The following is a 26033-nucleotide window of genomic DNA, read 5'->3' on the forward strand; positions in this document are numbered from 1 at the left end:
TGCCTTCCACGCCTGCGACCTGTACGGATACCTCGTGACCTCCTTTGCTCCGGACTCGATCGTCCTGAACCGCAAGCTGCCGCTCTGGTATCAGGTGTCGCAGTCCCTGCGCGCCTCGATACTCGGCCGCTCCTCCCAGGACCCGCTGCGGCTGCCCACCGAGGAGCAGCTCGCCGGGCACTACGGGGTGAGCGTGCTGACCATGCGGCAGGCGCTCAAGGAGCTGGAGGTCGAGGGGCTCATCACCCGGCACCGCCGGCGGGGCACGTTCATCGAGCCGAGCGCCCAGCGGGGCGCGCCCGTGCGGCTGCTCGGCTCGGTGGACGCGATCGTGGCCCAGCAGTCGGGCATGACGACCGAGCTGCTGGACCAGGGGAAGGCGCCCGTTTCCGGTGAACTGGCGGAATTCTTCCCGGACGTGGACGAGGTGGCGACGTACCACCGGCTGCGCAGCGACGAGAGCACGGGCGAGCCGACGAACCACGCGCGCAACTACCTCCGGCCGGAGCTGGCCGACCGCATCGACCGGGAGGATCTGATCCGCTGGCCGATGACCAAGGTGCTGCGGGACGTGCTCGGAGTCGGCATCAGCCGGATCACCGACACGGTGGAGGCCCGGCTCGCCGACCCGGAGACGGCGCGCCTGCTCCAAGTGCCGCTGCTCAGCCCGATCCTGCGCTACACGGGCATCATCTACGGCAAGGACGGGCAGGCGCTGGACGTGGCCGTCATCCACTACCGGGGCGACCGCTTCTCGTTCACGGTCACCCTCGACGCCCACTGACGATGCCGTACGGGGACGGTGCGCGGCGCCCGCGTCGTACGATGCCGAGCGTGACGCCCGACGCCGCTCCGCTGCTCGCGGACCTCATGCCGTGGTCCGTCGCACCGCCGAGGCTGGGCCGGAGGTGGCCGACGGCCCCCGACGCGGCATCCCTGAAGGCACGCTGGGACACCCTCGTCCGGACCGAAGGGGTGGACCGCGAGACGCTGTTCCGCCCGACACGGGCGCGCACGACACACTCCTCGGTCGCCCAGCTGCCCGGTCAGTCCAGCGGGACGGGCCGCCTCGCGCGGGCGTCGGACCCCTGCCCGGACCCGGTACGCGTGCTGAACGCCCCCTTCGACGAGCAGTGGCTGATTCCCGACCACCGGCTGATCGACGCGGCCCGGCCCGAGTTGTGGCGGGTGGCGGGCCAGGAGCAGGTGTTCGTGGTCGAGCAGGCCTCGGGGCCCGAGGCCTGCGGTCCGGTCCTGCTGGCCGCGTCCGTGCTGCCGCTGAGCGCCGGCCGCGGCGGCCGGGTGCGCCCCCTCTACCGCCGCCCCGGCGGCCGTGAACCGAACCTGGCACCGGGCCTGTTGGAGTACCTCGACACCCGCCTCGGCCACTCCCCCGCCCCCGTGGACGTCCTCGCCTGGACGATGGCGGTCGCGCGGCACACCCGGGACGGCTGCGCGGTCCCGCTCACCTCCGATCCTGAAGTGTGGTCGTACGGCGTCGGGCTGGGCCGCCGGATGCTGTGGCTCATGCGCCGCGACGGCGAGCGCCCCAAACTCCCCGGCGGGCGGCGCCCGTACGTCCGCGCGCCGCTGACCGCCCTCCCCCACGGCCCCCGCCCGTCCGCGGACCACCTCCTCACCGACCCGTACTACGACCGCCCCGAGGAAACCCTGCATCTCGGCGACGGCAGGATCTCGCCCGTGCCGCCCGAGGCCTGGGACTTCGAGGTCGGCGGTGTGCGCGTGCTCGAACAGTGGTTCGCGGCCAGAACCGGGGCACCCGAGCCGGGGACTCTGGAGGCGATCGGCCCCGCGGGCTGGCCGCAGACGTGGACGTCCGAACTCCTCGAACTCATCACCGTGCTCGCACTGCTCGCGGAACTGCGTCCCCAACAGGCCGAGTTGGAGCTTCGGTCGCCGATCACCCGGACCGAACTGCGCACGGCCGGGGTGCTTCCCGTCCCGGACACGGCACGCCGTCCGGCCTCGGTGCTCGACCACCACGAAGAAGGCCCGGAAGGCCAGTTCGCGCTGATCTGAGGACGCGCATCCGCCCAAGGCGCACCTCCCCCTGCCGGGCTGCCCTGCCCTGCCCTGCCCTCACAGTGAAGACCGCGACCGCCCCGGACCGCCCCTAGCCCTTCGGCTCGAACGCGTCCAGCACCCGGCCCAGCATCCGCTCGAACACCGCCTCCAGATCGATCGGACCGGCGTCCTCCATGAAGGCGGCGGCCATCCGCGGATACTCGCCGGACGCCACCCGGCTGCCCAGATAGGCGGTCCGGGCCGGTCGCCGGGTCGCTGGCCTGGTGCGGTGTAATGCTCGCGGTGTTCCTGCCGCTCGCCGTCCGCCGGTACGCGAGCGGAGGCCGGTGAGCGGAGGAATCGACCGCGAACACCCGGCCACCCCACCACATCGCCCCGTCCGACATACATGCATGACAAAAGTATTGCCGAGGGGCCATGATCCACGGCATGCAGCCACAGCCTCTGCCACTCGAAGGCATCACCGTCGTCGCCGTCGAACAAGCCGTCGCCGCGCCCTTCGCCACCCGGCAGCTCGCCGATCTCGGTGCGCGGGTCGTCAAGGTCGAGCGGATCGACGGCGGGGACTTCGCCCGTGGCTACGACACCGCGACCGGCGGCCTGGCCTCGCATTTCGTGTGGTGCAACCGGGGCAAGGAGTCCGTCGCCCTCGACCTGAAGGACCCTCGCGGGCTGGACGTCGTGCGGCGGCTCGTCGCGGACGCGGACGTGTTCGTGCAGAACCTCGCCCACGGAGCGGCGGCCCGGCTGGGCCTGGACGCGGTGACTCTGTGCGCCGAGCATCCGCGACTGATCGCCGTGGACATCTCGGGGTACGGGCCGTCCGGGCCGTACGCCGGCAAACGCGCGTACGACATGCTCGTACAGTGCGAGGCGGGACTCGTGTCGGTGACGGGGACGCCCGAACAGCCGGTGAAGGCGGGCATTCCGGCCGCGGACATCGCGGCGGCCATGTACGCGTTCTCGGGGGTCCTCGCGGCGCTGGTCCGGCGCGGCACGACCGGCCGCGGGGGCCCGGTCGAGGTGTCGATGCTGGACGCGCTCGCGGAGTGGATGGGGCATCCGCTGCACCATGCGATGGACGGCGGGACACCACCGCCGCGCACCGGCCTCGCCCATGCCGTCATCGTTCCCTACGACGTCTATTCGACGGCGGACGGCGGGCGCGTCCTGTTGTCGGTGCAGAACGACCGGGAGTGGCGGCGACTCGCCCAACAGGTACTGGGGCGTGCCGAGTTGGCGGACGATCCGGAGCTCGCGACGAACCCGGCGCGGGTGGCGAACCGGGGGCGCGTGGACACGCTGGTGGGGAAGGCGCTGGGCGCGCTGGGCGCCGACGAGGCGGTCGCCCGGCTGGAGGCCGCGGGCATCGCGTGCGCCCGGCTGCGGGACGTGCGGGAGGTGGCGGAGCATCCGCAGCTGGCGGCCAGAAACCGCTGGCGCGAGGTGGGATCGCCGGTCGGGCCGCTGCGGGCGCTGCTGCCTCCGATCACGCTGCCGGGCGGGGAGGAGGCGCGCATGGGGGCCGTCCCGCGGCTCGGCGAGCACACAGGGGTGGTGTTGCGGGCGCTGGGCATGACGGACGCGGACGTCGCCGAGCTGCGGCGGGACGGAGTGGTGCGCTGAGCCTCACGGCTCGGCGAAGGGGGTGACCCGCGCTCCGGCCGTGGTGACCACCGGGCGCCACTGCCCGCCGTGGGGATGACGGACGCGGAAGGGCAGCGTTGCGCCGGGTCGGTTCAGTCACCGGAGCGCGGGTCGGGAAAGGCCGGTGCGACAGCCGCTCAGCGGTCGCCGAACAGCGAACGGCGCAGCCGCCTGAGCGGCGCGAAGAGCGAGACCCGCCGCACGCGCGCACCCCTGGAGCCGCTGTCGTGCGCGGTGTCACGCGCCGTGAGCTCACGCATCAGTGACGTCGCCTCGACCGTCTCGCGCTGCGGTATGGCAGGGCCACCGAGCACCGCGAGATGACGGTCGAGGCGCGAACTGGTCGCGCTGCTCCCGCACGTGATCGCAGGGACGCGTGCCCTGCTGCGCACTGTTATCTGTTCCATGTCACTCCCCACCCGTACAAGTCCACCCGGCCCGGGCAGACTAACCCTATCGCCCCCTCGTGGCGCTCGTGTATCTCGGACAAAGGATTCACCTTCCCCGTAAGGGGGTTGACGATTACTCTCCGAATCCAACCGTTTCCAGGGCGAGTTGGACAACCGGCGTGGTAGTGGGCTGCTCTGAGCCACCGTGAGGCTCGACGGTCACTGCGAGTGACGTCGCTTTCGTATTCAGCCCGTCGGCGACGAGGGGCGTGTCGCCCTCGAAGAGGCCCAGGGAACGCGGTTTCTCGTTGGGGCGCATGAGCCACAGCTGATGGACACGCCCGCCCGGAGGAGTGCCGAGTCCGCTGAGTGTCACGACGGCACTCCGCTCCGACGCGGAGGCCACCACTCCGATTCCACGCCCTTGCGCGTCCCGGTCACCGGTCGCCCGCGCGTCGGGCGCCGCGAGAACGTGGGCGATCTCACGCGCCTGGGCGCGCTCCCGGTCCAGGTCGTCCCGCGCCTGGGTCGCCTGCACCGCGAACAGCGAGGCGACGACGAGGGCCGCGGCGGCCGTGGTGGTGGCGAGCGGGGCGAACAGCGGGCGGAGTCGGGGGGCACGCGCCCGCGCGGGCTGATGGGCCGCTCGTGCGCGGGGCAGGTCCCGGGCGGCCGGTTCCTGCGGTGTCGTCCGCACGGCGGTCAGCACCCGCTCGCGCAGCGCGGCCGGCGGGGACGCCGCCGTGGACCAGGCGAGCCGTACCGCGTCCTCGGTCAACGCCCGTACCTCGTCGGCACAGCGGTCACAGCCCTTCAGATGACGTTCGAATCGGCGCCGCTCGTCGCTTTCCAGCGCGTCGAGGGCATAGGGAGCGGCGAGGGAGTGCAGATCGCGGCCCAGCAGTCGGTCGAGGACGCTCATACGGCACCCCTCTCTCTTCCGTGCGGATCTCTTCCGTGCGGATCGTGGCCGGGCGGGCGGTCGTCGACGTTCACGCGACCCCTCCCAGGCATTCACGCAGGCGGGTGAGCCCGTCGCGCATACGGGTCTTGACGGTGCCGAGGGGCAGGGAGAGCCGCTCCGCGACCTCACGGTAGGTGTAGCCGTCGTAGTAGGCGAGGGTGACGGACTGGCGCTGCAGCGCGGTGAGCCGGTCCAGGCAGCGGCGGACCCACTCGCGTTCGAGACCGGCCTCGACCTCTTCGGCGACCTGGTCGAAAGCGGGGTGGTGGTTGCGCTGCCCCTCGCGCTGCTCACGTTCGGTGGCCGCGCGGGCGCTGCGCACCCGGTCGACGGCACGGCGGTGCGCGAGGGTGAGGACCCAGGACAGGGCGCTGCCGCGTCCGGGGTCGAACCGCGCGGCGGAGCGCCAGAGTTCGAGCAGGACCTCCTGCGACACCTCCTCCGACTGCGCGGGGTCCCGCACCACGCGGCGCACCAGTCCGAACACCGGCCCGGACACCAGTCCGTACAGCTCCTCGAACGCCTTCTGGTCCCCTCCGGCCACCAGTACCAGTAGTTCGTCAGCCTCCACCCGTCCCCCTCTCCGGCCGTGCACGGCCCGTCCTTTCCCCTACGTCTTCGCAGCGAACCTGTCTACGGATGGGTTACGGATCAGCGAGCCGAAAACGCGTGTCCACCGCCGACCGGTTCGCGAGCCGTCGCAGAAGAATCGGGCCCGCCGATGAAACAAGCTGAGGCAGCCGCCGTAAACACGTTTGGGATTCGACCAATCCACCCCGGCGACCGCTCCGAATGGCGTGCGTCAGGCAAGTTGGACAGAGGACGGACGGCATGACACCTATCTCCAGGAGCGGCGCGGGGCGCAGGACTCTTGCGACCCTCGTATGTGGTGCGCTGGCCGCCGGGGGGCTCGCAGCCGCCGGCGTGACCGCGCTGGTACCGGGGGCGGCCTCCGCCTCCAGCCACCGGGAGGCCCCGCTGATCTCGGGCACTCCCCAGTACGACAACACGGACGTGTACGCGTTCGTCAGCCCGGACAAGCCCGACACGACGACGATCGTGGCGAACTGGATTCCCTTCGAGGAGCCCGCCGGCGGCCCGAACTTCTACACGTTCGCCGACGACGCCCAGTACGACATCCACATCGACAACGACGGTGACGCACAGGGTGAGTTGATCTACCGCTACACCTTCAAGACGCACCGCAAGAACGGCAACACCTTCCTCTACAACACGGGTCCGGTCACCAGTCTCGACGACCCCGACCTGAACATCACGCAGACGTACGACATCGATCTGCTGCGACTGCACGACCAGAGGCTCGTCTCGCGGACCAAGGTCGCGAAGAACGTTCCGGTCGCGCCTTCCGACGTCGGCAAGGCGTCGATGCCGGACTACGCCAAGCTGCGCTACCAGGCGGTGTCCAAGATCGCGGGCGGCACGGCGACGTTCGCCGGCCAGGCGGACGACCCGTTCTTCCTGGACCTGCGCGTCTTCGACCTGCTGTACGGCGGGAACCTGACCGAGGTCGGGCGGGACACCCTCAAGGGCTACAACGTCAACTCCATAGCCCTGCAGGTCCCGAACCGCATGATCCGGGAGTCGGCCGGACAGCCGATCGTCGGCATCTGGTCCACCACGCAGCGCAAGGACGCCCGCGGCCACTACCGGCAGGTCTCCCGCCTCGGCATGCCGCTGGTCAACGAGGTCGTCAACCCGCAGAAGGACAAGGACAAGTTCAACGCGTCCGCGCCTTGGGACGACGGCCAGTTCCTCAAGAACGTGACCAACCCGGAGCTGCCGAAGCTCATCGAGGGCATCTACAAGATCAAGGCCCCGGCCGAGCCCCGCAACGACCTGGTCGACGTGTTCCTGAAGGGCGTGAAGGGCCTCAACCAGCCGCCCAACGTGCGCCCGGCGGAGGAACTGCGCCTCAACACCTCGATCAAGCCGTCCATGCACCCCAAGCGGCTCGGTGTGCTCGACGGCGACAACGCGGGCTTCCCGAACGGACGCCGGCTCACCGACGACGTGATCGACGCCTCTCTCCAGGTCGTCGAGGGTGAACTGGTCGGTTCCAAGAACGACTTGGGCGACGCCGTCGACAAGAACGACAAGAGCTTCGAGAAGTCGTTCCCGTACGTGGCCGAGCCGACCTCGGGTTCGCGCGGCGCGCTGGCCAAGGGCACGACCAGTGGGACCGATGTGCGCAGCCAGCTCGGCGACGCGCTGCAGCCCGCCGGGACCTCCGGCGGCGGGACCGACACCGTGCTGATCGCGGGCTCCGCCGCGGCGGGCGCCGCCGGCATCCTGCTCATCGGCTCCGGTCTGCTGTGGTGGCGCCGACGGATGTACAACCGGGCCTACTGACCCGGCTCACCGACTGGCGCGGCCCGCACGCTTTCACAACCCCCCACGGTGCGGGCCGCGCCGCCCCACCCCCACAACGACCGTTCCGCCCAGGACTTTGAGGAGAGGGCATGTCCCCGCGTACGAACGAGAACGCGACGCCGGACGCCGAGAAGGCCACGCCCGACGAAAGCACCGTGGGGGCCACACCCGACGAGGACACCGTGCGGGCCGTGCCCGACGAGGACACCGTGCGGGCCGTGCCCGACGAGGACACCGTGCGGGCCGTGCCCGACGAGGACACCGCTCCGGTCGGCACCGGCGAGGACACCGCGGGCGTCGCGGAGACGGCCGATGAGCGGGTGGCCGCCGTGCGCCGGCTGTCGCAGTCGCAGCGTCGCTGGCGAGCCGCCCAACTCGGCTTCTGTGCTGCCGCGTTGGCCGTCGCCATGACGGCGGGCGCGGTGGTGCTCGGAGCCCTGAGGGACGGTACGACGACTCCCGCCGTCGCGGCCGTGTCCAACGGCGTGTCACCGCAGTTGCTCGCGAGCGGCGACCTCGACGCGAGCATCCTCTCCCTCCAGAACCATCTGCGCACTCAGCCCAAGGACTTCGGCGGCTGGGCGACGCTCGGCCTCGCCTACGTCGAACAGGCCCGCACCAAGGGCGATCCCTCGCGGTATCCGCAGGCGCAGGAAGCACTCAACCGATCCCTGAGACTGCGCCCCGACTACGACCCCGCGCTCGCCGGGCGGGCCGCCCTGGCCGCCGCCCGGCACGACTTCGCCGACGCCCTGAAGTACGCGGACCTCGCACTGAAGCAGAACCCCTACAGCGAGCGCGCGCTGTCCTCCCGTATCGACGCACTGGTCGAACTCGGCCGCTACGACGAGGCGTCGAAGGCGGCCGACCTGGCGGACTCCCGGCGGCCGGGCGTCCCCGTCTTCACCCGGTACGCCTACGTCCACGAGCTGCGGGGCGACGTGAAGACCGCACGCAGGGTCCTGCAGCAGGCGCTCGCGACGGCGACCAGCCGCGGTGACATCTCGTACGTGACGACCGCGCTCGGCCAACTCGCCTGGAGCCAGGGCGAGTACAAGTCCGCCCTCACGTACTACGCGCGGGCGCTCGCCGCCGACGACAGCTATCTCCCCGCCCTCGAAGGCCGGGCCCGCACCCAGGCCGCGCTGGGTGACCGCGCGGCGGCGATCGAAGGGATGGAGCAGGTCGTGCAGCGCTACCCGCTTCCGCAACCCCTGGTCGAGCTGGGCGAGTTGTACGAGGACCGTGGCGGGGCGGGCGACGCTCAGAAGGCCCGCGACCAGTACACGCTGGTGAACGCCTGGATCTCCCTCGCCCACGCCTACGGCGTGAACGCCGACCTCGACACCGCGCTGGCCGCCGCCGACCACGGCGACCACAAGGCCGCGCTGCAGGCGGCCCGCGCCGAGTGGGCCCGGCGGCACACCGTCCACACCGCGGACGCGCTCGGCTGGGCACTGCACGTGTCGGGCCACGACGCGGAAGCCCTGCCGTACGCGCTCAGGGCCACGGATACGGGCTACCGCAACGCGTCCTTCCTCTACCACCTCGGCGTCATCGAGCAGGCCACCGGTCACACCGACAAGGCCCGCACCGCGCTGAAGGCGGCCCTGGACCTGAACCCGGGATTCTCACCGCTGGGCGCCCGCAAGGCCCGTACGGCACTGGCGGCCGCGCAGTGAGGGCGCAGCGGCTCCTCGCCGTCTGCGGCACGATCCTGACGGCGGCCTGCGCACTCGTGCTGGTCCCCTCCGGGCAGGCGAGCGCGCATCCGCTCGGCAACTTCACCGTCAACCGGTACGACGGACTCGTCGCCGCCCCGGGGCAGTTGCGCGTCGATCACGTCGAGGACCTGGCCGAGATCCCCGCCACCCAGGCCAAGCCGGACATCAAGCGGCTGGGTATGACCGACTGGGCCCGGCAGCGGTGCGAGACCGCCGCGCACGGCAGCGAGGTCACCGTCGGCGGGCGGACGGTCACGCTCACCGCGGGCGCGAGCCGGGCACACCTGCGGCCGGGGCAGGCCGGACTCAACACCCTGCGCGTGGAGTGCCGGCTGACGGCACCCCTGCCGAGCAAGGGCACGGTCACCGTGGGGTTCCACAGCGCGGGCGCCGACCGGGGCCCCGGCTGGCGCGAGATCACCGCCCGCGGTGACCGGATGACACTGACCTCCTCGGACGTGCCGAAGAAGTCGGTGTCGGCGGAGCTGACCGTGTACCCCAAGGCGCTGCTCTCCTCGCCCGCCGACACCGCCACCGCGTCGCTGCGGATCCGCCCCGGCGGCCCCGCCCTCGTCGAGGCGCGGCGCGACGCTCCGGGGGCCTCCGTGCTCCCGCGCGGCGCCGACCGCTGGACACAGGCCCTGAACAACCTGGTGGCCCGGCATGACCTCACGTTCGGCTTCGCCGCGCTGGCCCTGGTCATCGCCGTCGGCCTGGGCGCGATGCACGCGCTCGCGCCGGGCCACGGCAAGACCCTGATGGCCGCGACGGCGGCGGCGCGTGGGGGCAGGGCCCGGCTGAAGGACGTGCTGCCGCTGGCCGCCTCGGTGACGGTGACCCACACCCTCGGGGTCGTCGCGCTCGGTCTGCTGGTCACCGCGGGCTCGGCGGCGACGCCCTCCGTGATCGCCTGGCTGGGTGTGTCCAGCGGCGTCCTGGTCACCGCGGCGGGCACCACGCTCCTGCGGCGGGCCTGGCGCAACCGGCCCGCGGGACACGGCCAGGGGCACGCCCACGGACATTCGCACGACCGGGGCCACACCCACGACCACGACCACTCCCACGAATCCGCTCACGGGCACGGCCACGCGCACGAGCACGGCCGGGACCGGGCTCCGGCCCATGACCACACGCACGAGCACGGACCGGGCCACACGCACGACCACGAGCACGCTCCCGCCCCCACGCGCACACACGATCACGGGCACGATCACGGGCATGACCACGCGCACGATGGCGAGCACGCGGACGCTCCGCACCGGCACGCCGACCACCCCGTACGCCCCCTGGTGCTCGCTCACGCCACCGCGTCCGTCACGACCAGCGCCCCCGCTACGACGCAAACCACAACCACAACCACACCCCAACGCCACGACCACCCGCACCCGCACCCGCACCCGCACCCGCACGACCGTGATCACGGCCACGAGCACGAGCACGACCACGACCACCGTTCGGGCAACACCCCCCACTCCCCCGCCCTCGAACACACTCACGGCGGTTTCACCCACACCCACGAGATCGCCCCCACGGTCCGCGGAACGATCCTGCTCGGCTTCGCCGGCGGACTGGTCCCCAGTCCGTCGGCGGTCGTCGTGCTCGTGGGCGCCATGGCCCTCGGACAGGCGTGGTTCGGCCTTCTTCTCGTCCTGGCGTACGGCGTCGGGCTCGCCCTGACGCTGACGGCGGCCGGATTCGCCGTCGTCAAGCTCGGCGCCGGGGTCGACCGGGCCCTGGCCGGGCGCCGGCGGTGGGCCGAAGGGCGCGTCGTACTCCTGGTCCGCAGGACCGCACCCCTGGGATCGGCGTTGATCGTCGTAGCCCTTGGGGCCGGATTGGTGCTCAAGGGGGCGGCATCCGTACTCGGCTGAGCTACTTTTGGGGAGAAATCGCGCGGATGCGAATGGGGGACGCACGTGTCCGAAGATCCGGGCAGTGAACGTGTGATCGCGGGGCGCTACCGGCTGCTCTCGCCCTTGGGCGAAGGCGGTATGGGAACGGTGTGGCGCGCCCGCGACGAAGTACTGCAACGCGAGGTCGCCGTGAAGGAGGTCCGCGCCCCGGCCGGGCTTTTGGCGTCCGAGGTCGAGCGGATGTACGCGCGCCTGGAGCGGGAGGCGTGGGCGGCCGCCCGTATCTCCAACCGCAACGTGGTGACGGTGTACGACGTGGCCATGGAGGAAGGCCGGCCCTGGATCGTGATGGAGCTGATCCGCGGCATCGCCCTCTCCGATCTGCTGGACGCCGAGGGGCCGTTGGCGCCGCAGCGCGCCGCCCACATCGGCGCCGAGGTGCTCGCCGCGCTGCGTGCCGCGCACGAGGCGGGAGTCCTGCACCGGGACGTGAAGCCGGGCAACGTCCTGATGGCGAACGACGGCCGGGTCGTCCTGACGGACTTCGGGATCGCGACGGTCGAGGGCAGCTCCGCGCTCACCATGACGGGCGAGGTCATCGGTTCGCCCGAATTCCTGGCCCCGGAGCGGGCGTTGGGGCGCACCCCCGGGCCCGAGTCGGATCTGTGGTCGCTCGGGGTGCTGCTGTACGCGGCGGCCGAGGGCAACTCGCCCTTCCGGCAGAACACTCCGCTCAGCACACTGCGGGCCATCGTCGACGAACCGCTGCCGGTGCCCCGTCGCGCCGGTCCGCTCGCCCCCGTCATCGAGGGGCTGCTCGCCAAGGACCCGGCCGAGCGGACGAGCGCGGAGTCGGCCGAGCATCAGCTGCGCGTGGTCGCGGCGGGTGGTACGGCGCCCACGCGGCCGATGGGCGCCGCGCCTCCGACCTCCTCCGGCGCGCCCACGGTCGTGGCGTTCAACCAGCCGCCGCCGGCCTCGCCGACACCGCCCCGGGGGTTCGGTCCGCCTCCCGCGACCATGCCCTCGGCCACCTCCACGGCGGAGCCCGACCGCAGTCGCCGCGCCGCCGTCGCCCTGATCGCGGGCGTGGTCGCGCTGGCGCTCGCCCTGGGCGGGCTGACGTACGCCCTGCTGAACCACGACAACGGGAACGCCGGAAACAGCGGGCAGGGGAACAGCAGCGGCGGGGGCACCGGCAACACCACTGACGGCGGTGGGACCTCGGGCGGGAAGAGCGAGAGTGCCGCCGCCGGTGCGACCGGCGGCGGGAGCCCCTCCAGCAGCGCTCCCGGGGGCGGTGGTTCGACGACCGCTCCGCCCGCACAGTCCGTGCAGGTGACGGTGTCGGGTCACCACACGGACTACAAGGGCACCTGTCCGCCGCCCGGCACGGAGGCTCCCTCGTTCACGGTGACCTTCACGGTGGGCCGCGTTCCGGTGGATGTCGAGTACCGCTGGGTGACGAAGACCGGTGACGTGACCGATCCGAACTGGAAGACGCTCTCGTTCCCGGCGGGTGGCGGCAGAACGCAGCAGAAGACGGTAGTGGCGACGACGTACGACACGAGCGGGGAGTTCGCCAACGCGATCAGTGTGGAGGTGCGCAGCCCGGTCCGCGCGACCTCCAACTCCGTTCCTTTCACCATCACTTGTGCGACGGAGACCCCGACGGACGGGGCCTCCGCATCCGTATCCGCATCCCCTTGACGGGGCTGGCGACGTCCCTCGGCGGGGCCGACGTTCTCCCTCGGCGGGACGGGTGCTTTCTCGAAGGGTTCCGGGAGTGGGGCCCGGAGGTCAGACGGCTCCGGAGAACGCCGGCAGATAGCCACCGGAGTGGCCGGCCGCGGTCGGGTGGTACGACTCGCCGATGTCCAGCCAGTTCAGGCTGTGCAGCCAGGCGTCACCGGAGCAGATCTCGTGGCCGGTGAAGTTGCCCCTGACATCGGCGAAGGTGAAGCCGTGGGCGCCCGCGCGCTTGGCGATCGCGCTGTCCAGATAGTCGGCCGCGCCGTTGATCGCGGACCGTTCGGTGTCCGAGAGTCCGGTCAGGCAGCTGCCGTTGAGCTTGTAGAAGCGGGGGTAGCCGATGACGACCACATGGGCGGCCGGGGCCTTCGCGCTGATCGCCGAGTAGACGGAGTCGAGGTTGCCGGGGAGTGTGGAGTCGACGTACGCCTTCGCCGTGGCGATGCGTGCGAGGCAGGTGCTCTCGGACTGCAGGACACAGGTCGTCATGACGTCGGAGAAGCCGGCGTCGTTGCCGCCGATGGTGATCGAGACGAGGCCCGTGGAGGAGCTGAGCGGGCCGAGCTGATTCGCCGTGACATCACCCGTACGAGCACCCGAGCAAGCGGTGAAGTCGAATGACGAGGGTGAATGCGCGGCGTTCCACAGATAGGGGTACGCCTTCGTGCTGCGGTCGCAGGAGCCGCTGGAACTGATGTAGCTCCCGGCGCCGACACCGGAGGAATAGGAGTCACCGAGGGCCACATAGCCGGTGGCCGCCGCGGTTTGCGCCTGCGCCGCGGCTGCCCCGGTGAGGGCGAGGCCGAGGGCGAGGAGGAGTGAGGTCACGTGTGCCGAAATTCTGGGACGTCTCATGGAACCTCCCTTTAGCAGGATCTCTGCCACAACTTTGGTAGCAGCTACGCATGTTGACAGGAAGTGTCCATGCCAAGACTCTTAGGCATCAACCGCCGGATACGACCCCGTTCATCACATATTCCGCTACATGTCCATGACAGTTTGATGACAGCCGGATGACGCGGGACGTCTGCCCGTCGACTCCCCCAGGGGGCGTCCCGCGTCATGCGCGTGGCGCTGCGAGGCCGTTCGCGGCCCTCAACTCTCTTGATCGGCAGAGTCGTTACCGAAGGCCGACGGCAACTCCGCAAGCGCGTGTCCAGGCCCGCAACGCGACGGAGGGAAATACACCGGAAGAGCGGGACCGCGCGCGACACACGCGACGCACCGTGGAAACCGGGTGCACGGGGCGCCCTTGTGACAGATCATGGCGGCATGTCTGCGAACCCACACGACGCTCTGCCGATCAGGCTCAACGTCGACGACAGCGACTCACCGTCGGACGTCGTCGACGCGCTGTTCCTCGGTCGCTTCGCGACGGGCGAGCAGCCGCACTCGCACGCGGCGAACATCGACCGCGTACGGTCCGGGGCCACCCTGCTCCCCCCGGGCGCCCGGGTGCTGCGCTCCGCGCGCGACGACGACCGCAGCGCCACCCTGGCGGAGGGCGACGGCTGGACCCTGCTGGTGTCCCGCTGGAACCGGGGTGCCGACATCACGGTGACCGCGACCAGCGTCGAGCTGGCCGAGAAGGTGCTGAAGCAGGCCACGGACGGCGCGGCGGACGAGCCGGAGCCCCAGCCGGAGAACGTGACGATGGGCTTCTGGTACGTGTCGCCGCGCCGGGGACCGCACCGCACGACCCGGCAGATCTCGGCGGGTACGTGGGAGGAGGTCCGGGCCAACTACACGGCACCGGTGGCCGAAGCCATGGACCGGCTGATGAAGACCACCCCGGAGGACATCGCGGGCCGGCTGCTGCTGCTCCACGGTCCGCCCGGCACCGGCAAGACCTCCGCCCTGCGCACGCTGGCCCGTTCCTGGCGCGACTGGTGCCAGGTGGACTGCGTGCTGGACCCCGAGCGGCTCTTCTCCGACGTCGGCTATCTGATGGACATCGCGATCGGCGAGGAGGACGGCACCGGCAAGGGGCGCTGGCGGCTCCTGCTTCTCGAGGACTGCGACGAACTGATCCGCGGCGAGGCGAAGCACACCGCGGGCCAGGCACTCTCCCGGCTGCTCAACCTCACCGACGGCCTGCTCGGCCAGGGCCGCAACGTCCTCGTGGGCGTCACGACGAACGAGGACCTGGAGCGCCTCCACCCCGCCGTCGTCCGCCCCGGCCGCTGCCTCGCCCGGATCGAGGTCGGGCCGCTCACCCGCCGCGAGTCGGTGGGCTGGCTGGGCACCGAGGAAGGCGTCTCACGCGAGGGCGCGACCCTCGCGGAGCTGTACGCACTGCGCCGCGGGACGACCCCCACCTCGGTACCGGACCAACGCGAGGGCGCGGACGCGGGACTGTACCTGTAGGCGACCGGCCGGTGCCCCGGGTGGGCGCCGGGTGGTGCCGGGGGCGGGCGCCGGCTGGTCTCGGAAGCGGGCGGCCACGGGCGCCGGGAACGGGCCGCGGCTGATGCCCCGAGGGGCGCCCGGCTGATGCCGGGAACGGACGGCCACCGGTGCCGGGGGCGGGTCCCTCGGGCCAGGCCAAGCCCCGGCGGGTGGGCCGGTGCCGGCGGCCCCGGCTGGTGCCCGGGGTGGCTAGGCGCCGTCCTCGTAGGCCGCCCTCAGTGCGTCCCGTACGGCGTCCAGGGCCGCGTTCTCGGCCAGGCCGAGTCGTCGCACGCGCTCGGCGTAGGCCTGCGCGGCGGACGCGGCCTCGCGTGACGCGGCGTCCCCGGCGGCGGCCACGAACGTACCGTTACGGCCCCGCGTCTCGATCACCCCGTCCGACTCGAGGGCACGGTAGGCCTTGGCGACGGTGTTGGCCGCGAGGCCGAGCGACTCGGCCAGCCCCCGTACCGTGGGCAGCTTGTAGCCGACCGGCAGCGCGCCGGACCGGGCCTGCTCGGAAACCTGGGCGCGCACCTGCTCGTACGGCGCGGCCCCCTCTGCGATGCGGATCTTCAGGGTCACGGGGCGATTGTCCCGTACCCGCGGAAAGCGATCCTTCCGTACCCGCCGGAAAATGAGAGGCATCCGCACGCGGCCCCCGCGTAGCGTGCGATGCCATGACCGTGATCGTTCGCGAACTGCGGCGCGGGGACCCGGCGGACGCCGCGGGCTTCGCCCGCCTCCGTCACCAGGCTCTCCCATTCATGCTCTTCACCGCCGAGTCCGTCGCCTACGACCTGGAGAGGGCCCATCCCGACTCCCACTACAGGCCGTTGCTGGCCGAGGAGCACGGCGCGCTGATCGGCACCGCGCAGGTGGGCCTCGTGCACGACAGCCCGGAGCCCGGCCAGGCAGAGGTCAACATCTATGTGCACCCGGAGCGCACGGGACGCGGCGCGGGTTCGCTGCTGGCCCGCGCCGCCGAGGAACAGCTCGTCGCCCTGGGCGCGACCCGGCTGCACTCCTGGGTGCTGGACTCGCCCGCGAACCGCGCCTTCGCGGAGCAGCGGGGCTACCGCGCGGTCCGCTCCGCGCACTTCCTCCGTCTCGACCTGGCGAACGGCACTCTGCCACCCCTCCAACCCCAGCCGCCCGGCGTGGAGTTGCGCACGGGAGCGGACTTCGCGGATGCCCCTCGGCCACTGTTCAGACTGGACGCGGCGACGCTCCTCGACGAACCGAGTGACATCGACCGCGAGTTCACGGACTACGAGGCCTGGCTGACGGAGACCTGGCGCCACCCGCTCCTGAGCCATGAGCTCACCTCCGTCGCACTCGTCGACGGCCGCCCGGCGGCCTTCAGCGCGGCCCGTACCGACAGCGGCACCCGCTACGCCACGGTGATGACGGGCACCGACCGCGCCTTCCGGGGCCGGGGCCTCGCCAAACTCGCCAAGAACCATTCGCTGCACCGGGCCCGCGCGGCCGGGTTCACGGACGCGTTCACGGGCAACGACGCCGGCAACGAGCCGATGCTGGCGATCAACAAATGGTTCGGCTATGAAATCTGCGCGACGGAGGTGAAGTATGTCCGTGACCTCGGCTGACCGGCCTGGCTCGTTGGAGATCGTACTCGTCAAGGCAGGCCGCACGAAGATCAGTTATCCGGCCGAGCTGCTCGCCGACGACGGCATCCGGGTGGTCGTGCGCGCACCCTGGGCGGGCGACAGCGTCCGCGACTTCGGCTTCGTACGGTTCGAGAAGGGCGATGTCTTCACCGAGTACTACTGGCGGGACCGCTGGTACGCGGTGAAGGAGGTCCGGGACGCCGCGGGCGTACGCAAGGGCTGGTACTGCGACATCACCCGCCCGGCCACCGTCTCCGCGGGACGGCTGGTCGTCGAGGATCTCGACCTGGACCTGTGGCTCTCGGCCGACGGCACGGACGTACTGCGCCTGGACGAGGACGAGTTCGCGCAGAGCGGTCTCGCGGCCACCGACCCGGTCGCCGCGGCCGCCGCCGAAAAGGCCCTGGACGACCTCGAACACCTGGCCCGCGAGGGCGGCTTCGAAGAACTGCTGGTGTAGGCGGGTGCCGGCAGGACGAGGGGGCGGCGACCATCACTGCGCAGGGACGGCGTCGGCCCGTGCGGCACGCCGGGCGGCGTCGGCCCGTGCGGCACGCCGGGCAGCGTCGGCCCGTGGTGCCGCCTGTTCTGAGCAGCCCCTCGGAGCAGCCCTTCGGAGCATCCCACCGGAGCACCCGCTCAGGGGGCACCACTGTCAGGGGCGCGTCCCCTCCCCGAAGCGTTCCCTCCCCGAAGCGCCCCTGAGGGTGGCACCTCTCAGAATCGGGCCACCACGGCGTACCGCTCGTCTTCGACGTCCCGCCCCCACAGCCGTGCGTCGGCCGACAGCGGCTCGACGCGCAGGTCGGCGGCGTCGGGCACCAGAGGCCGGAGCAGGGTGGTCATCCGCTCGGCGGATATACCGACCGGACTCAGGTTCCCCACACGCCCTCGACGAGCACCAGCCGCCCTTCCGGGCGCAGAAGTCCGCGCCAGTGCCGCAGCACGCGCTCGGGATCGGGCAGCGCCCACAGCACATGGCGACCGAGCAGGACGTCGAAGCGCTGCTCGCCGACGGGCGGTGCCACCGCGTCACCGACGAGGAACACCGCGTCACGTCCGGCCGGCTCGGCGCGGGCGAGGCCGATCATGCGCGGCGAGAGGTCGACCCCGGTGACCCGGTGCCCGCGCTCGGACGCGATGAGCGACAGGCTGCCGGTTCCGCAGCCCACGTCGAGCACATCGCCGGCCCGCCCGGGCAGCCAGTCCCGCAGCCGCTCCACCCAGGCACCGCGGACCACGGGGTCGCGCAGACCGTGGTCGGGCTCTTCGTCGAAGGTGCCGGATTCCGCGTCCCAGTCGACGCCCGCCCCTGGATTCATGCCACTGTTACTCATCACGCGCTCCAGGGTGACACCCGCCACCGACAGTCGACGGGTGTCCACCACGACGGACGATGGGTGACCGCCACCACAGACAGATCGCGACCGATGAGGAACTCTCCCCGAAAGGGTCTACCTCCGTACAACCGCGGAATCCGGTAGACGCCAAGGAGGCAGCCATGCGCCGTGTGACCGTGCAGAAGCCCCTGAGGAAGTCGGACTCCCGCCGTGTGAGGGACGAGCCCGACGAGCGCCCCGCCGAGCGCCCGGAGGTCCGGAAGGACATCGCGCGCACCTGGTGGCCGGACGGCTGAGCCGCCGCGCCCCACGGCCTACGGGCACGTACCGTCGGATCACCGGCTTGCCGTGCACAGCCGTCGACGGCTTGCGGTCAACAGGTGCCGGTGCGGGCCGCTCACGACGGTCGGGCGTCAGACCAGCCGCTTGCGGTAGTGGATCCGGTCGTACGGTCCGTCCGCGCGCCGCTCGAACGCCTCGTACCCGAACTTCGGGTAGAGCTTCTGGTTCTCCCACATCATCGCGTTCGTGCAGAGCCTGATCTCGTCCAGCCCGAGCGCCCGCGCGCAGGCGTCCACGAAACGCAGGAGCCGTCCCCCGATGCCCTGGCCATGGGCATCGGGGCGGACCGCGATGATGTCGAGGTACAGATGGTCCGCGCGCTCCTCGAGAACCACGAGTCCCGTCACCGGCTCCCCCGTGACGAACACCCGCCCCGCCGCCGCATTCGCCGCGTGGTCCGCATGCATGGGCAGCGGAACGAGCCCGATGCGCTCCACGTAGGGCTGGAACGCGGCGTCGATCACGGCCTTCACGACGGGCACGTCGGCGGCGACGGCAACCCGCACTCCGAACCTCTCGGACAGCTCCCCGAACCCCTCGGACATGTCTTCCATGCCCCGCACGCTACCTACCTGATCGCAGCCTCAGCACTCCCTTAACGGCGCCATAAGGATCTCCGTCACCCGCCTCCAGCAGGCGATTCCACGGCTTCCTGGGGCTAGCTTTCTGATCACCCCCCCACGGGATCCCGCACGGAACGCCGTGCGGACTCACCCCACGCACCAGGACCGTTCGAGGAGTTCCCCCATGTCCGCACGCCGCAAGGCCGCCGGCGTCGCCGTCCTCGGCATCGCCCCGCTCGCCCTGTCCGCGCTGGCCGCCGCGCCCGCCTCGGCGCACGGCTCGATGGGGGACCCGGTGAGCCGCGTGGCCCAGTGTTACGCGGAGGGTCCGGAGAACCCCGGGTCCGATGCCTGCAAGGCGGCCGTCGCGGCGGGCGGCACCCAGGCGCTCTACGACTGGAACGGCATCCGCATCGGCGACGCGAGCGGGCGGCACCAGGCGCTGATCCCGGACGGCAAGCTGTGCAGCGCCGGCAATACCGAGTTCAAGGGACTCGACCTGGCGCGCTCCGACTGGCCGGCGACGAGCGTGAGCAGCGGCTCGTACACCTTCAAGTACCGGGTGACCGCCCCGCACAAGGGCACGTTCAAGGTCTACATCACGAAGGCGGGTTACGACCCTTCGCAGCCGCTGGCCTGGGGCGACCTGGACCTGGCCCACCCGGTCGCGACGGTCACCGACCCGGCGGCCTCGGGCGGCTTCTACACGTTCTCCGGCACGCTCCCGGAGCGCTCCGGCAAGCAGCTCCTGTACGCGGTCTGGCAGCGCTCGGACAGCCCGGAGGCCTTCTACTCCTGCTCCGACGTCGCGTTCGGCGGCAGCGGCGCCGACGCGGGCGGCGGCAGGAGCACCGGCGGTGGAGCGTCTCCCGCGCCGAGCGCCTCCGCGCCGTCCGAGCAGCAGATCGAGGACGGCAGCCACAAGTCGACCGTGGAGCACCACGGCCACGGTGACGACGACGCCGGTACGTCGGCGGCTCCGGCCGCGAGCGCGGCCGGAGCCGCCGAGGACACCGGGACCACCGCGGACGCCAAGACGGCCGAGGACGCCCAGGCCGCCGCGAACTCCGCGGACCCCGCGGACTCCGCGGGGAACGTGCCGGAGGCCGCCGGTTCCTCCCGGAGCCTCGCCGAGACCGGCGGCGACTCCTCCACCTCGTACGTCGCGATCGGCGGTGCCGCCGCCCTGGCGCTCGGTGCCGCGGCCCTGTTCGCCTCGGTGCGACGGCGCGCGACGCCGGACGGCCGGCGCGGCCGCTAGGGGACGACTCCGGGGGCTGACCGGCGGCTCAGGCCGGACAGCCCCCGGCGGCGTGATCGGCCGTCCGCGTTCCGCATACGTTCGGAACGCGGACGGACCGACGATCACGCCGGTATGCCCGGGCGGACCACCATGGACGAGTGGTCCGCCGAGCCGGTCAGCTGAACACGGACGCGCAGGTGGTGGCGGAGGCGTGTGCCGGGTCGAGCGCGTTCGCCACCTCGTGGTACGCGATCCGGTCGAAGATCCCGATGGCCACGTGCTCGGAGAGGTCGAGCCCGCACAGGTTCTGCAACAGGACGTTGTGGACGTCGGATCCGCTCAGGAACCCGGAGTCGTACGGCGTGACCACCTCGTCGTGGCTGGTGGCGATGACCGTGTAGTGGACGCCGGGGACGGTGTCGCCACCCGCGTTGAGCTTGGTCAGGAAGGCGGAGCCGGCGATCTGGTCCGCGAGTCCCGGGGTCGCCGTGGACAGCAGGTCCTCCGCGCCCGGGAAGTACGGGAGCAGCTTGGTGAGTCCGTTGAGGCTCGTGCCGTGGTTGTCGGGGGCGAGAGCGACGAGGGCGTTCACCTTGGCGGCTCCGCCGAGGAACTTGAGGTAGTAGCGGGGCATCATGCCGCCCTGCGAGTGGCCCACCAGGTCGGCCTTGGCGGCGCCGGTCGCGGCGAGCACCTTGTCGACGAAGACCTGGAGCTGTGCGGCCGACTGGTCGATGGGGCCGAGGCCGTTGAAGAGGGGGACCCCGGGCAGCTGTCCGTAGTCGAGGGAGAAGACGCAGTACCCGCGGCTGGTCAGGTAGGGCGCGAGGGCCAGCCAGTTGTCGATGGAGTTCCCGAAGGTTCCGTGGACGAGGACGACGGGGCGGGGATGCGCGGCGGACGGCTTGCAGGAGTAGTTGTTCCAGCCACTGCTGGGGGCGGAATCAGCTTGTGCTGTGGCGGCGGGGACGACCGCGACCGTGGCGGTCAGGATCAGCGCGGCCAGGGGTCTGAGCACTCGCTTCCAGGGCAGCATCGAGTGATCTCCTTGCGGCTCAAGGGAGTTGTGGGGGTGTACGCCCTGTGATCCGGATCACGAGCATGCTGTTCACCCGTCAAGTTACGGGCGAGTAGCAGTCGTGTGAAGTTACGCGTCAGTAAAAACTTCCAGTGATAACCGGATCGATCGCCCTGGTCGACCGACCGTCACCAGGCGGGCCTGATGGGACCGTACGGCGCGATGCTCACCAAACGCGTATACAACGCGCGCATTTCGCCCTCCCCCAGCACATCGGCCCACACCCGCACGGCATCCGCGGCGGCCTCCTCCGCCGCTCGGGTGCACGCCCACCCGAGCTCGGTGAGCACGACGAGCCTGGCCCGCGCGTCGCCGGGATGCGGCCGCCGCTCGACATACCGTTCCTAGAGACTGAGCGGGAGTGAGTCCTGCTGCCAGAACCCGTGCTCGGCCGAACGCCCCGGACGGTGCTGGGCGTCCTGGTCGCCCGCGTTCGCTCCGCGTCCGGGCGGCACGGATCGTGTCCGTGGTCCGGGGATGCGGGGGCGGGTTTCCTCACGCCCCAGGACTTCCGGTCGGGCCTGGACGGTCCGATACGACTACGAGGAGGCCGACGAGCCCCCGATGGAGTTCTTGAAGTTCCTGGACCCTGTGTGGCCGGACGACAAGGAGTCGGTCGAAGCACTGCAGGAGTGGTTCGGCTACGTGCTTTCGGGTCAGACTGACCTTCAGAAGGCGCTGATGCTGATCGGTCCGCCCCGGTCCGGAAAAGGCAGCATCGCCGCCGTGCTCGAAGCGCTGGTCGGCTACCAGAACATGGCGGGCCCGACCCTGTCGAGCCTGTCCCAGAATTTCGGCCTTCAGTCGCTGATCGGCAAGTCGATCGCGGTTATCGACGACGCCCGTTCTCCCAGCCGGGATCGCGACATCATCCTTGAGCGTCTGCTGTCTGTGATCGGTCAGGGCGTGCCGACCGATGACCGCGAGAATCGTGAGCCGTGGATCGGCCGGATTCCGGCGCGAGTGATGTTGATGTCGAACGAACTTCCCTCATTCGAGGCAGGCGGCCAGCACCTGGACCTCACGCATCAAGCCGAGGTGCTCGGCCTGCTGGACGTGCGCGTCACCATCACGGGCCCGATCCCGAAGCCCCGGCTTGGCAAGCCGTGCTCGCTGGCCCAGTGGTTCAAGGACAACGACCGGTTGGTGCCTGATGAGCTGACCGACGAGGCTTACGCGCTGATCGAGCCGGTCATCAAGGCATGGGAGCCGCCGAACCACCGCTTCAACGACCACCGCGCGATGGTGAACGGCATCCTCTACAAGGCGCGCACGGGGACGCTGTGGTTCGACCTGCCCAAGCGCTTCGGCACCCGGGGCGGTCTGCACAGCCGCTACAAGCGGTGGGCCGAGGTGGGCGTCTGGAATCAGATCATGGCGGCCCTTCCCAACACGGGCCAGCCGGTGTGGACGCCCCCGCCCCTGGTGCCGCCGTTCCGGGTCGAGGGCCGAGTCGATCCGCGCATGATGACCGCCGATATCCAGGCCGAAACGGTGCCCAGAGAGACAGGTGTCCCCGGTCCGGTCACATGCGGGCCGGACTTCGCCCGCGCCCGGTCCGGCCGTCGGAACGGCCGTCGCCACGACCGACCCCCGCGGGCCGACCGACCCTCGCAGGCCGACGGACTACTCGGGCGCGGCCGACCGCTCGGGCGCGGCCTCCTGTTGAGGATCGGCCGGCTCCTGAGGCACGGCCGCCGGTTGAGGCACCGCCGCCTGTTGAAGATCGGGCGCCCGCTCGGGCACAGTCGGCTGCTGGGCCCGTTCCAGGAATCGCAGCAACTCCACCGGGAAGGGCAGGACGAGTGTGGAGTTCTTCTCGGCCGCGACGGCCACCACCGTCTGCAGCAGGCGCAGTTGGAGCGCCGCCGGCTGCTCCGACATCACCTCGGCGGCCTCCGCGAGCTTCTTGGACGCCTGCAGCTCCGCGTCCGCGTTGATGATCCGGGCCCTGCGCTCACGGTCGGCCTCGGCCTGCCGGGCCATGGACCGTTTCATGGTCTCCGGCAGCGACACGTCCTTGATCTCGACCCGGTCGATCTGCACACCCCAGCCGATCGCCGGACTGTCGATCATCAACTCCAGTCCCTGGTTGAGCTTTTCGCGGTTGGACAGCAGATCGTCCAGGTCGCTCTTGCCGATGATCGACCGGAGCGAGGTCTGTGCCATCTGGGAGACCGCGAAGCGGTAGTCCTCGACCTGGATGATCGCGTTCGCCGCGTCCACCACCCGGAAGTACACGACCGCGTCGACGCGGACCGTGACGTTGTCCCGGGTGATGCCCTCCTGGGCCGGGACGGGCAGGGTCACGATCTGCATGTTGACCTTGCGCAGCCGATCCACGAACGGCACGACCATGGTGAACCCGGGGCCGCGCACCTCGGAGCGCAGCTTGCCCAGCCGCAGCACCACGCCCCGTTCGTACTGTTTGACGACCCGGGCGGCGGCCATCGTGTAGACCAGCCCCACGGACACGACGGAGACTCCCGCCGCCACCAGTTCTTCGACCATCACGGCCCCCCAGGGTCCGGCGTGGGCGCATCGGGCGTGTACAGCGTGCGCTTCGAAGGTAACCCCGGCACCGGAACAAGAGCGAGCCCCCGCACGCCGGTTGGGTGCGGGGGCTCGCCTGCCTGCCTGCTGCGTGTCCGGTCGCGCGGAATCCTGTGGGGGGTGCCGGCCCCGTGGGTCGACGAGTCGACGAACGGCCGGTCCGTCGCGCGACCGGTCGGTCAGCCGACGCTCACGCCGTAGTAGCTCAGCGCCTCGGTGACCGGCTGGAAGAAGGTCGTACCGCCGGAGGTGCAGTTGCCGCTGCCGCCGGAGGTCAGGCCGTAGGCGACGCTGCCGCCGTACAGCGGACCGCCGCTGTCCCCGCCCTCGGCGCAGACCGTGGTCTGGATCATGCCGTAGACGACGTCACCACTGCCGTAGTTGACCGTGGCGTTCAGGGCGGTGACCCGGCCGCTGTGCGTACCGGTGGTCGAGCCGCGCCGGTAGACCGTCGTGCCCACGCTGGGCGTGGCCGCGCTGCTGATCGTCTGGCTGCCGACCGCGCTCGGGTGCGCGACCGAGGTGTTGGTGTAGCGGACCAGCGCGAAGTCGTTGGTCGGGAAGCTGTAGCTGACGTTGGTGCCCAGCGTCGTGCTCTGGCCCGAGTTGGAGTACCAGGTGGAGGCGACCTCACCGCAGTGGCCGGCGGTCAGGAAGTAGTAGGTGCTGCCGCTGTGCACGTTGAAGCCGAGCGAACAGCGGTAGCCTCCGCCGTAGATGGCGTCGCCGCCGGTGATCAGCTTCTTGAAGGTGCCCGGGGTGTGCTTGATGGTGAGCGCGGCCGCGTTGCCGCCCGCTTCCTGCTTGATCTTCGCGATCTCCGCCTTCGAGACCGTGCTGTCGACGGTGACGACCACGCGGTTCGTCTTGGCGTCGACCGCCCAAGCGGTGCCCGCGACGTCGGACTTGAGTACCGACTGCTTGACACTGCTCAGCTGGGTGGCGCTGAAAGTCTGGGCGTCGGACGCGTTCGCGCTGGGGACCGCGAACGCTGCGGCGGCGACGAGTCCGGTGGTCACGGCGATCAGCCGGCTCCGTCTCGCCATGCCACTGCGGGGGGTGGTGCGCTTGATCCTCACGTTTCGTTCCTCCGAAGGGAAGTAAGGGGCCCTCGTGTTGTGGGGTCGGGGCCCGTGAGGCGCAGCCGGGAGCCGCTCGTCCGGATTCCGAACAAGCCATGCCCCTGACAAGCGCTGAGGGGGAGTATTCGGCGGCACGGCCGACGGGCACAAGGGCGCCTTTCGGCCGTGCAGCGTTCAACTTGCGTACGTACGAAGGAGGTTGATCATCGGACCACTGGAGACTTCAGATTTCCCCCGCGCCTTCGGGCGCCCCGGAGGCCTCAGCCCAATCGGCGCTCCCCCGCGGCTACGGCCACGCCCAGCGTATTTCCGGGCGGCGGGAACGGGCAGACGAAATGGTCGGCGAACGCACAGGGCGGAAGCACGGCCCGATTGAAATCCACCGTCGTGCGCCCCTCGGCGTCGGGCGCCTCCGGGCGCAGGAAACGGAAGCGGTAACTGCTGTACCCGCTGGTGGTGTCGGCGAAGACGGCCCACAGCGAGCCGTCGCTCTCGACCGACACCTGGAGGGTGAGGTCCTGTCCGTCCAGGGTGAAGGCGAGGACGCCACCGAGCGCGAGCCCCCGGGCGACTCCGTCGGCGTTCTCGACGCGCACGGTGCGGCCCTCGCCGTACGGGGTGAAGTGTCCGGGCACCGACCAGCGCGCGTCGTAGGGGGTCGCCTCGATGCCCGCGAAGGCCTGCCGGGCCGGTGCGGCGGGATCGTAACGGCGTACGCCCCAGATCCCCTCGCGCACCAGGACGACGAACCGCCGCTCCCCGTGCCCGACCCGGGCTCCGCCGGGCGGCCCGTAGTCGGCGTCCAGCACGATGTCGCCGGTGAAGGGCTCGCCGTCGACCGCGATCCCTTCCTCGGCGACCGCCGTCAGGGCCACTCCGTCGCCCTTGACGGCCCATTGCCCGGGGATGTCCGGAAGTCGCCCGTCCGGATAGTCCTCGATCCAGTGGGTTCCGGTGAGCGCGAGCGGGCCGTACGGCGCGGACACCGTCGCGACACGGTGCTCCTGCCAGTGCTTCCAGTCCTCGGGTGCGTCCGTCGTCATGTGA

General features: G+C 71.2%; 23 protein-coding genes and 7 pseudogenes. 15 read left to right on the plus strand and 15 right to left on the minus strand.

Annotated features, from left to right (window positions below):
• Nucleotides 1-34: 34 nt before the first annotated feature.
• Nucleotides 35-784 carry a GntR family transcriptional regulator gene (locus ACFYW8_RS28435; protein WP_389082378.1) on the plus strand — a complete coding sequence of 250 codons (750 nt, stop codon included), beginning with the start codon at nucleotides 35-37 and terminating at the stop codon, nucleotides 782-784.
• Nucleotides 785-825: 41 nt separating this feature from the next.
• Nucleotides 826-2040, plus strand: a complete 1215-nt coding sequence (locus ACFYW8_RS28440) for a type ISP restriction/modification enzyme (RefSeq protein WP_389082383.1) — start codon at nucleotides 826-828, stop codon at nucleotides 2038-2040.
• Nucleotides 2041-2134: 94 nt separating this feature from the next.
• Here the strand turns inward: ACFYW8_RS28440 and ACFYW8_RS28445 are convergent.
• Nucleotides 2135-2284: pseudogene (locus ACFYW8_RS28445) on the minus strand (TetR/AcrR family transcriptional regulator); the annotation flags it as partial.
• On the opposite strand from ACFYW8_RS28445, the pseudogene ACFYW8_RS28450 reads away from it, so the two are divergent.
• Nucleotides 2284-2376, plus strand: a pseudogene (locus ACFYW8_RS28450) (ABC transporter permease); the annotation flags it as partial. The pseudogenes ACFYW8_RS28445 and ACFYW8_RS28450 sit on opposite strands and share 1 nt — an antisense overlap.
• Before the next feature lie 87 nt (nucleotides 2377-2463).
• The gene (locus ACFYW8_RS28455; protein WP_389082388.1) at nucleotides 2464-3672 is read left to right on the plus strand and encodes a CaiB/BaiF CoA transferase family protein; all 1209 of its coding nucleotides are present in this window, start codon (nucleotides 2464-2466) and stop codon (nucleotides 3670-3672) included.
• Nucleotides 3673-3830: 158 nt separating this feature from the next.
• On the opposite strand, the gene ACFYW8_RS28460 is transcribed toward ACFYW8_RS28455, so the two are convergent.
• The 3 genes from ACFYW8_RS28460 to ACFYW8_RS28470 all read right to left on the minus strand — a co-directional run bounded on the left by ACFYW8_RS28460 (nucleotide 3831) and on the right by ACFYW8_RS28470 (nucleotide 5617).
• Nucleotides 3831-4100, minus strand: a complete 270-nt coding sequence (locus ACFYW8_RS28460; protein ID WP_261708223.1) for a hypothetical protein — start codon at nucleotides 4098-4100, stop codon at nucleotides 3831-3833.
• Between the two features lie 115 nt (nucleotides 4101-4215).
• Entirely contained in the window at nucleotides 4216-5004 is a 789-nt protein-coding gene (locus ACFYW8_RS28465; RefSeq protein ID WP_389082395.1) for an anti-sigma factor domain-containing protein, read from the minus strand.
• A gap of 70 nt (nucleotides 5005-5074) precedes the next feature.
• Nucleotides 5075-5617, minus strand: coding sequence for a sigma-70 family RNA polymerase sigma factor (locus ACFYW8_RS28470; protein ID WP_365876791.1), 543 nt, complete (start codon nucleotides 5615-5617; stop codon nucleotides 5075-5077).
• Between the two features lie 260 nt (nucleotides 5618-5877).
• On the opposite strand from ACFYW8_RS28470, the gene ACFYW8_RS28475 reads away from it, so the two are divergent.
• The 4 genes from ACFYW8_RS28475 (at nucleotide 5878) to ACFYW8_RS28490 (ending at nucleotide 12724) form a co-directional block, all read left to right on the plus strand.
• Nucleotides 5878-7416, plus strand: coding sequence for a DUF4331 domain-containing protein (locus tag ACFYW8_RS28475; protein ID WP_389082402.1), 1539 nt, complete (start codon nucleotides 5878-5880; stop codon nucleotides 7414-7416).
• 110 nt (nucleotides 7417-7526) lie between these two features.
• Nucleotides 7527-9119, plus strand: coding sequence for a tetratricopeptide repeat protein (locus tag ACFYW8_RS28480; RefSeq protein ID WP_389082408.1), 1593 nt, complete (start codon nucleotides 7527-7529; stop codon nucleotides 9117-9119).
• Nucleotides 9116-11032 carry a sulfite exporter TauE/SafE family protein gene (locus ACFYW8_RS28485; RefSeq protein WP_389082413.1) on the plus strand — a complete coding sequence of 639 codons (1917 nt, stop codon included), beginning with the start codon at nucleotides 9116-9118 and terminating at the stop codon, nucleotides 11030-11032. The genes ACFYW8_RS28480 and ACFYW8_RS28485 overlap by 4 nt, the downstream gene beginning before the upstream one ends.
• Nucleotides 11033-11077: 45 nt before the next feature.
• A complete protein-coding gene (locus tag ACFYW8_RS28490) occupies nucleotides 11078-12724 on the plus strand; it encodes a serine/threonine-protein kinase (RefSeq protein ID WP_389082419.1) in 1647 nt (548 codons plus the stop codon).
• 90 nt (nucleotides 12725-12814) lie between these two features.
• Here ACFYW8_RS28490 and ACFYW8_RS28495 read toward each other — a convergent pair whose 3' ends face one another.
• The gene (locus ACFYW8_RS28495) at nucleotides 12815-13621 is read right to left on the minus strand and encodes an SGNH/GDSL hydrolase family protein (protein WP_365876801.1); all 807 of its coding nucleotides are present in this window, start codon (nucleotides 13619-13621) and stop codon (nucleotides 12815-12817) included.
• A gap of 417 nt (nucleotides 13622-14038) precedes the next feature.
• On the opposite strand from ACFYW8_RS28495, the gene ACFYW8_RS28500 reads away from it, so the two are divergent.
• Nucleotides 14039-15133, plus strand: coding sequence for a DUF5925 domain-containing protein (locus ACFYW8_RS28500; protein ID WP_389082426.1), 1095 nt, complete (start codon nucleotides 14039-14041; stop codon nucleotides 15131-15133).
• A 231-nt stretch (nucleotides 15134-15364) separates the two neighbouring features.
• Here ACFYW8_RS28500 and ACFYW8_RS28505 read toward each other — a convergent pair whose 3' ends face one another.
• Complete coding sequence (locus tag ACFYW8_RS28505) at nucleotides 15365-15739, minus strand: GntR family transcriptional regulator (RefSeq protein WP_365876805.1); 375 nt, start codon at nucleotides 15737-15739, stop codon at nucleotides 15365-15367.
• A 95-nt stretch (nucleotides 15740-15834) separates the two neighbouring features.
• Between ACFYW8_RS28505 and ACFYW8_RS28510 the strand changes: the two genes are divergently transcribed.
• A complete protein-coding gene (locus tag ACFYW8_RS28510) occupies nucleotides 15835-16764 on the plus strand; it encodes a GNAT family N-acetyltransferase (RefSeq protein WP_389082434.1) in 930 nt (309 codons plus the stop codon).
• The gene (locus tag ACFYW8_RS28515; protein WP_389082439.1) at nucleotides 16745-17245 is read left to right on the plus strand and encodes a DUF402 domain-containing protein; all 501 of its coding nucleotides are present in this window, start codon (nucleotides 16745-16747) and stop codon (nucleotides 17243-17245) included. Before ACFYW8_RS28510 ends, ACFYW8_RS28515 begins: the two co-directional genes overlap by 20 nt.
• 257 nt (nucleotides 17246-17502) lie before the next feature.
• Here the strand turns inward: ACFYW8_RS28515 and ACFYW8_RS28520 are convergent.
• A pseudogene (locus ACFYW8_RS28520) lies at nucleotides 17503-18122 on the minus strand (class I SAM-dependent methyltransferase).
• A gap of 164 nt (nucleotides 18123-18286) precedes the next feature.
• Between ACFYW8_RS28520 and ACFYW8_RS28525 the strand changes: the two are divergent.
• A complete protein-coding gene (locus ACFYW8_RS28525; RefSeq protein WP_263974428.1) occupies nucleotides 18287-18421 on the plus strand; it encodes a hypothetical protein in 135 nt (44 codons plus the stop codon).
• A 117-nt stretch (nucleotides 18422-18538) separates the two neighbouring features.
• On the opposite strand, the gene ACFYW8_RS28530 is transcribed toward ACFYW8_RS28525, so the two are convergent.
• Nucleotides 18539-19021 (minus strand): GNAT family N-acetyltransferase, encoded by a 483-nt coding sequence (locus tag ACFYW8_RS28530; RefSeq protein ID WP_365876812.1) that lies wholly within the window; start codon nucleotides 19019-19021, stop codon nucleotides 18539-18541.
• A 193-nt stretch (nucleotides 19022-19214) separates the two neighbouring features.
• Between ACFYW8_RS28530 and ACFYW8_RS28535 the strand changes: the two genes are divergently transcribed.
• Nucleotides 19215-20291 (plus strand): lytic polysaccharide monooxygenase, encoded by a 1077-nt coding sequence (locus ACFYW8_RS28535; RefSeq protein WP_389082450.1) that lies wholly within the window; start codon nucleotides 19215-19217, stop codon nucleotides 20289-20291.
• A 157-nt stretch (nucleotides 20292-20448) separates the two neighbouring features.
• Here the strand turns inward: ACFYW8_RS28535 and ACFYW8_RS28540 are convergent, their stop codons facing one another.
• The 3 genes and pseudogenes from ACFYW8_RS28540 to ACFYW8_RS28550 all read right to left on the minus strand — a co-directional run.
• Nucleotides 20449-21309, minus strand: a complete 861-nt coding sequence (locus ACFYW8_RS28540) for an alpha/beta fold hydrolase (protein ID WP_365876816.1) — start codon at nucleotides 21307-21309, stop codon at nucleotides 20449-20451.
• A gap of 170 nt (nucleotides 21310-21479) precedes the next feature.
• A pseudogene (locus ACFYW8_RS28545) lies at nucleotides 21480-21689 on the minus strand (MarR family transcriptional regulator); the annotation flags it as partial.
• 6 nt (nucleotides 21690-21695) lie between these two features.
• Nucleotides 21696-21887, minus strand: a pseudogene (locus tag ACFYW8_RS28550) (IS200/IS605 family accessory protein TnpB-related protein); the annotation flags it as partial.
• Nucleotides 21888-22032: 145 nt separating this feature from the next.
• Here ACFYW8_RS28550 and ACFYW8_RS28555 point away from each other — a divergent pair.
• A pseudogene (locus ACFYW8_RS28555) lies at nucleotides 22033-22287 on the plus strand (DUF5906 domain-containing protein); the annotation flags it as partial.
• Between the two features lie 54 nt (nucleotides 22288-22341).
• On the opposite strand, the gene ACFYW8_RS28560 reads toward ACFYW8_RS28555, so the two are convergent.
• Nucleotides 22342-22587, minus strand: a complete 246-nt coding sequence (locus ACFYW8_RS28560) for a hypothetical protein (RefSeq protein ID WP_389082458.1) — start codon at nucleotides 22585-22587, stop codon at nucleotides 22342-22344.
• Here ACFYW8_RS28560 and ACFYW8_RS28565 point away from each other — a divergent pair.
• Nucleotides 22546-22668, plus strand: a pseudogene (locus ACFYW8_RS28565) (transposase); the annotation flags it as partial. The gene ACFYW8_RS28560 and the pseudogene ACFYW8_RS28565 sit on opposite strands and share 42 nt — an antisense overlap.
• A gap of 309 nt (nucleotides 22669-22977) precedes the next feature.
• Here the strand turns inward: ACFYW8_RS28565 and ACFYW8_RS28570 are convergent.
• The 3 genes from ACFYW8_RS28570 to ACFYW8_RS28580 all read right to left on the minus strand — a co-directional run bounded on the left by ACFYW8_RS28570 (nucleotide 22978) and on the right by ACFYW8_RS28580 (nucleotide 26029).
• Nucleotides 22978-23862, minus strand: coding sequence for a slipin family protein (locus ACFYW8_RS28570; RefSeq protein WP_389082731.1), 885 nt, complete (start codon nucleotides 23860-23862; stop codon nucleotides 22978-22980).
• 221 nt (nucleotides 23863-24083) lie between these two features.
• A complete protein-coding gene (locus ACFYW8_RS28575) occupies nucleotides 24084-24983 on the minus strand; it encodes a S1 family peptidase (RefSeq protein WP_389082461.1) in 900 nt (299 codons plus the stop codon).
• A 263-nt stretch (nucleotides 24984-25246) separates the two neighbouring features.
• A complete protein-coding gene (locus tag ACFYW8_RS28580; RefSeq protein ID WP_365876826.1) occupies nucleotides 25247-26029 on the minus strand; it encodes a DUF1684 domain-containing protein in 783 nt (260 codons plus the stop codon).
• Between the last annotated feature and the right edge of the window lie 4 nt (nucleotides 26030-26033).

Origin of the sequence: Streptomyces sp. NPDC002742 (assembly GCF_042888885.1) — a bacterium.
In the GTDB taxonomy this organism is placed as follows: Bacteria; Actinomycetota; Actinomycetes; order Streptomycetales; family Streptomycetaceae; genus Streptomyces.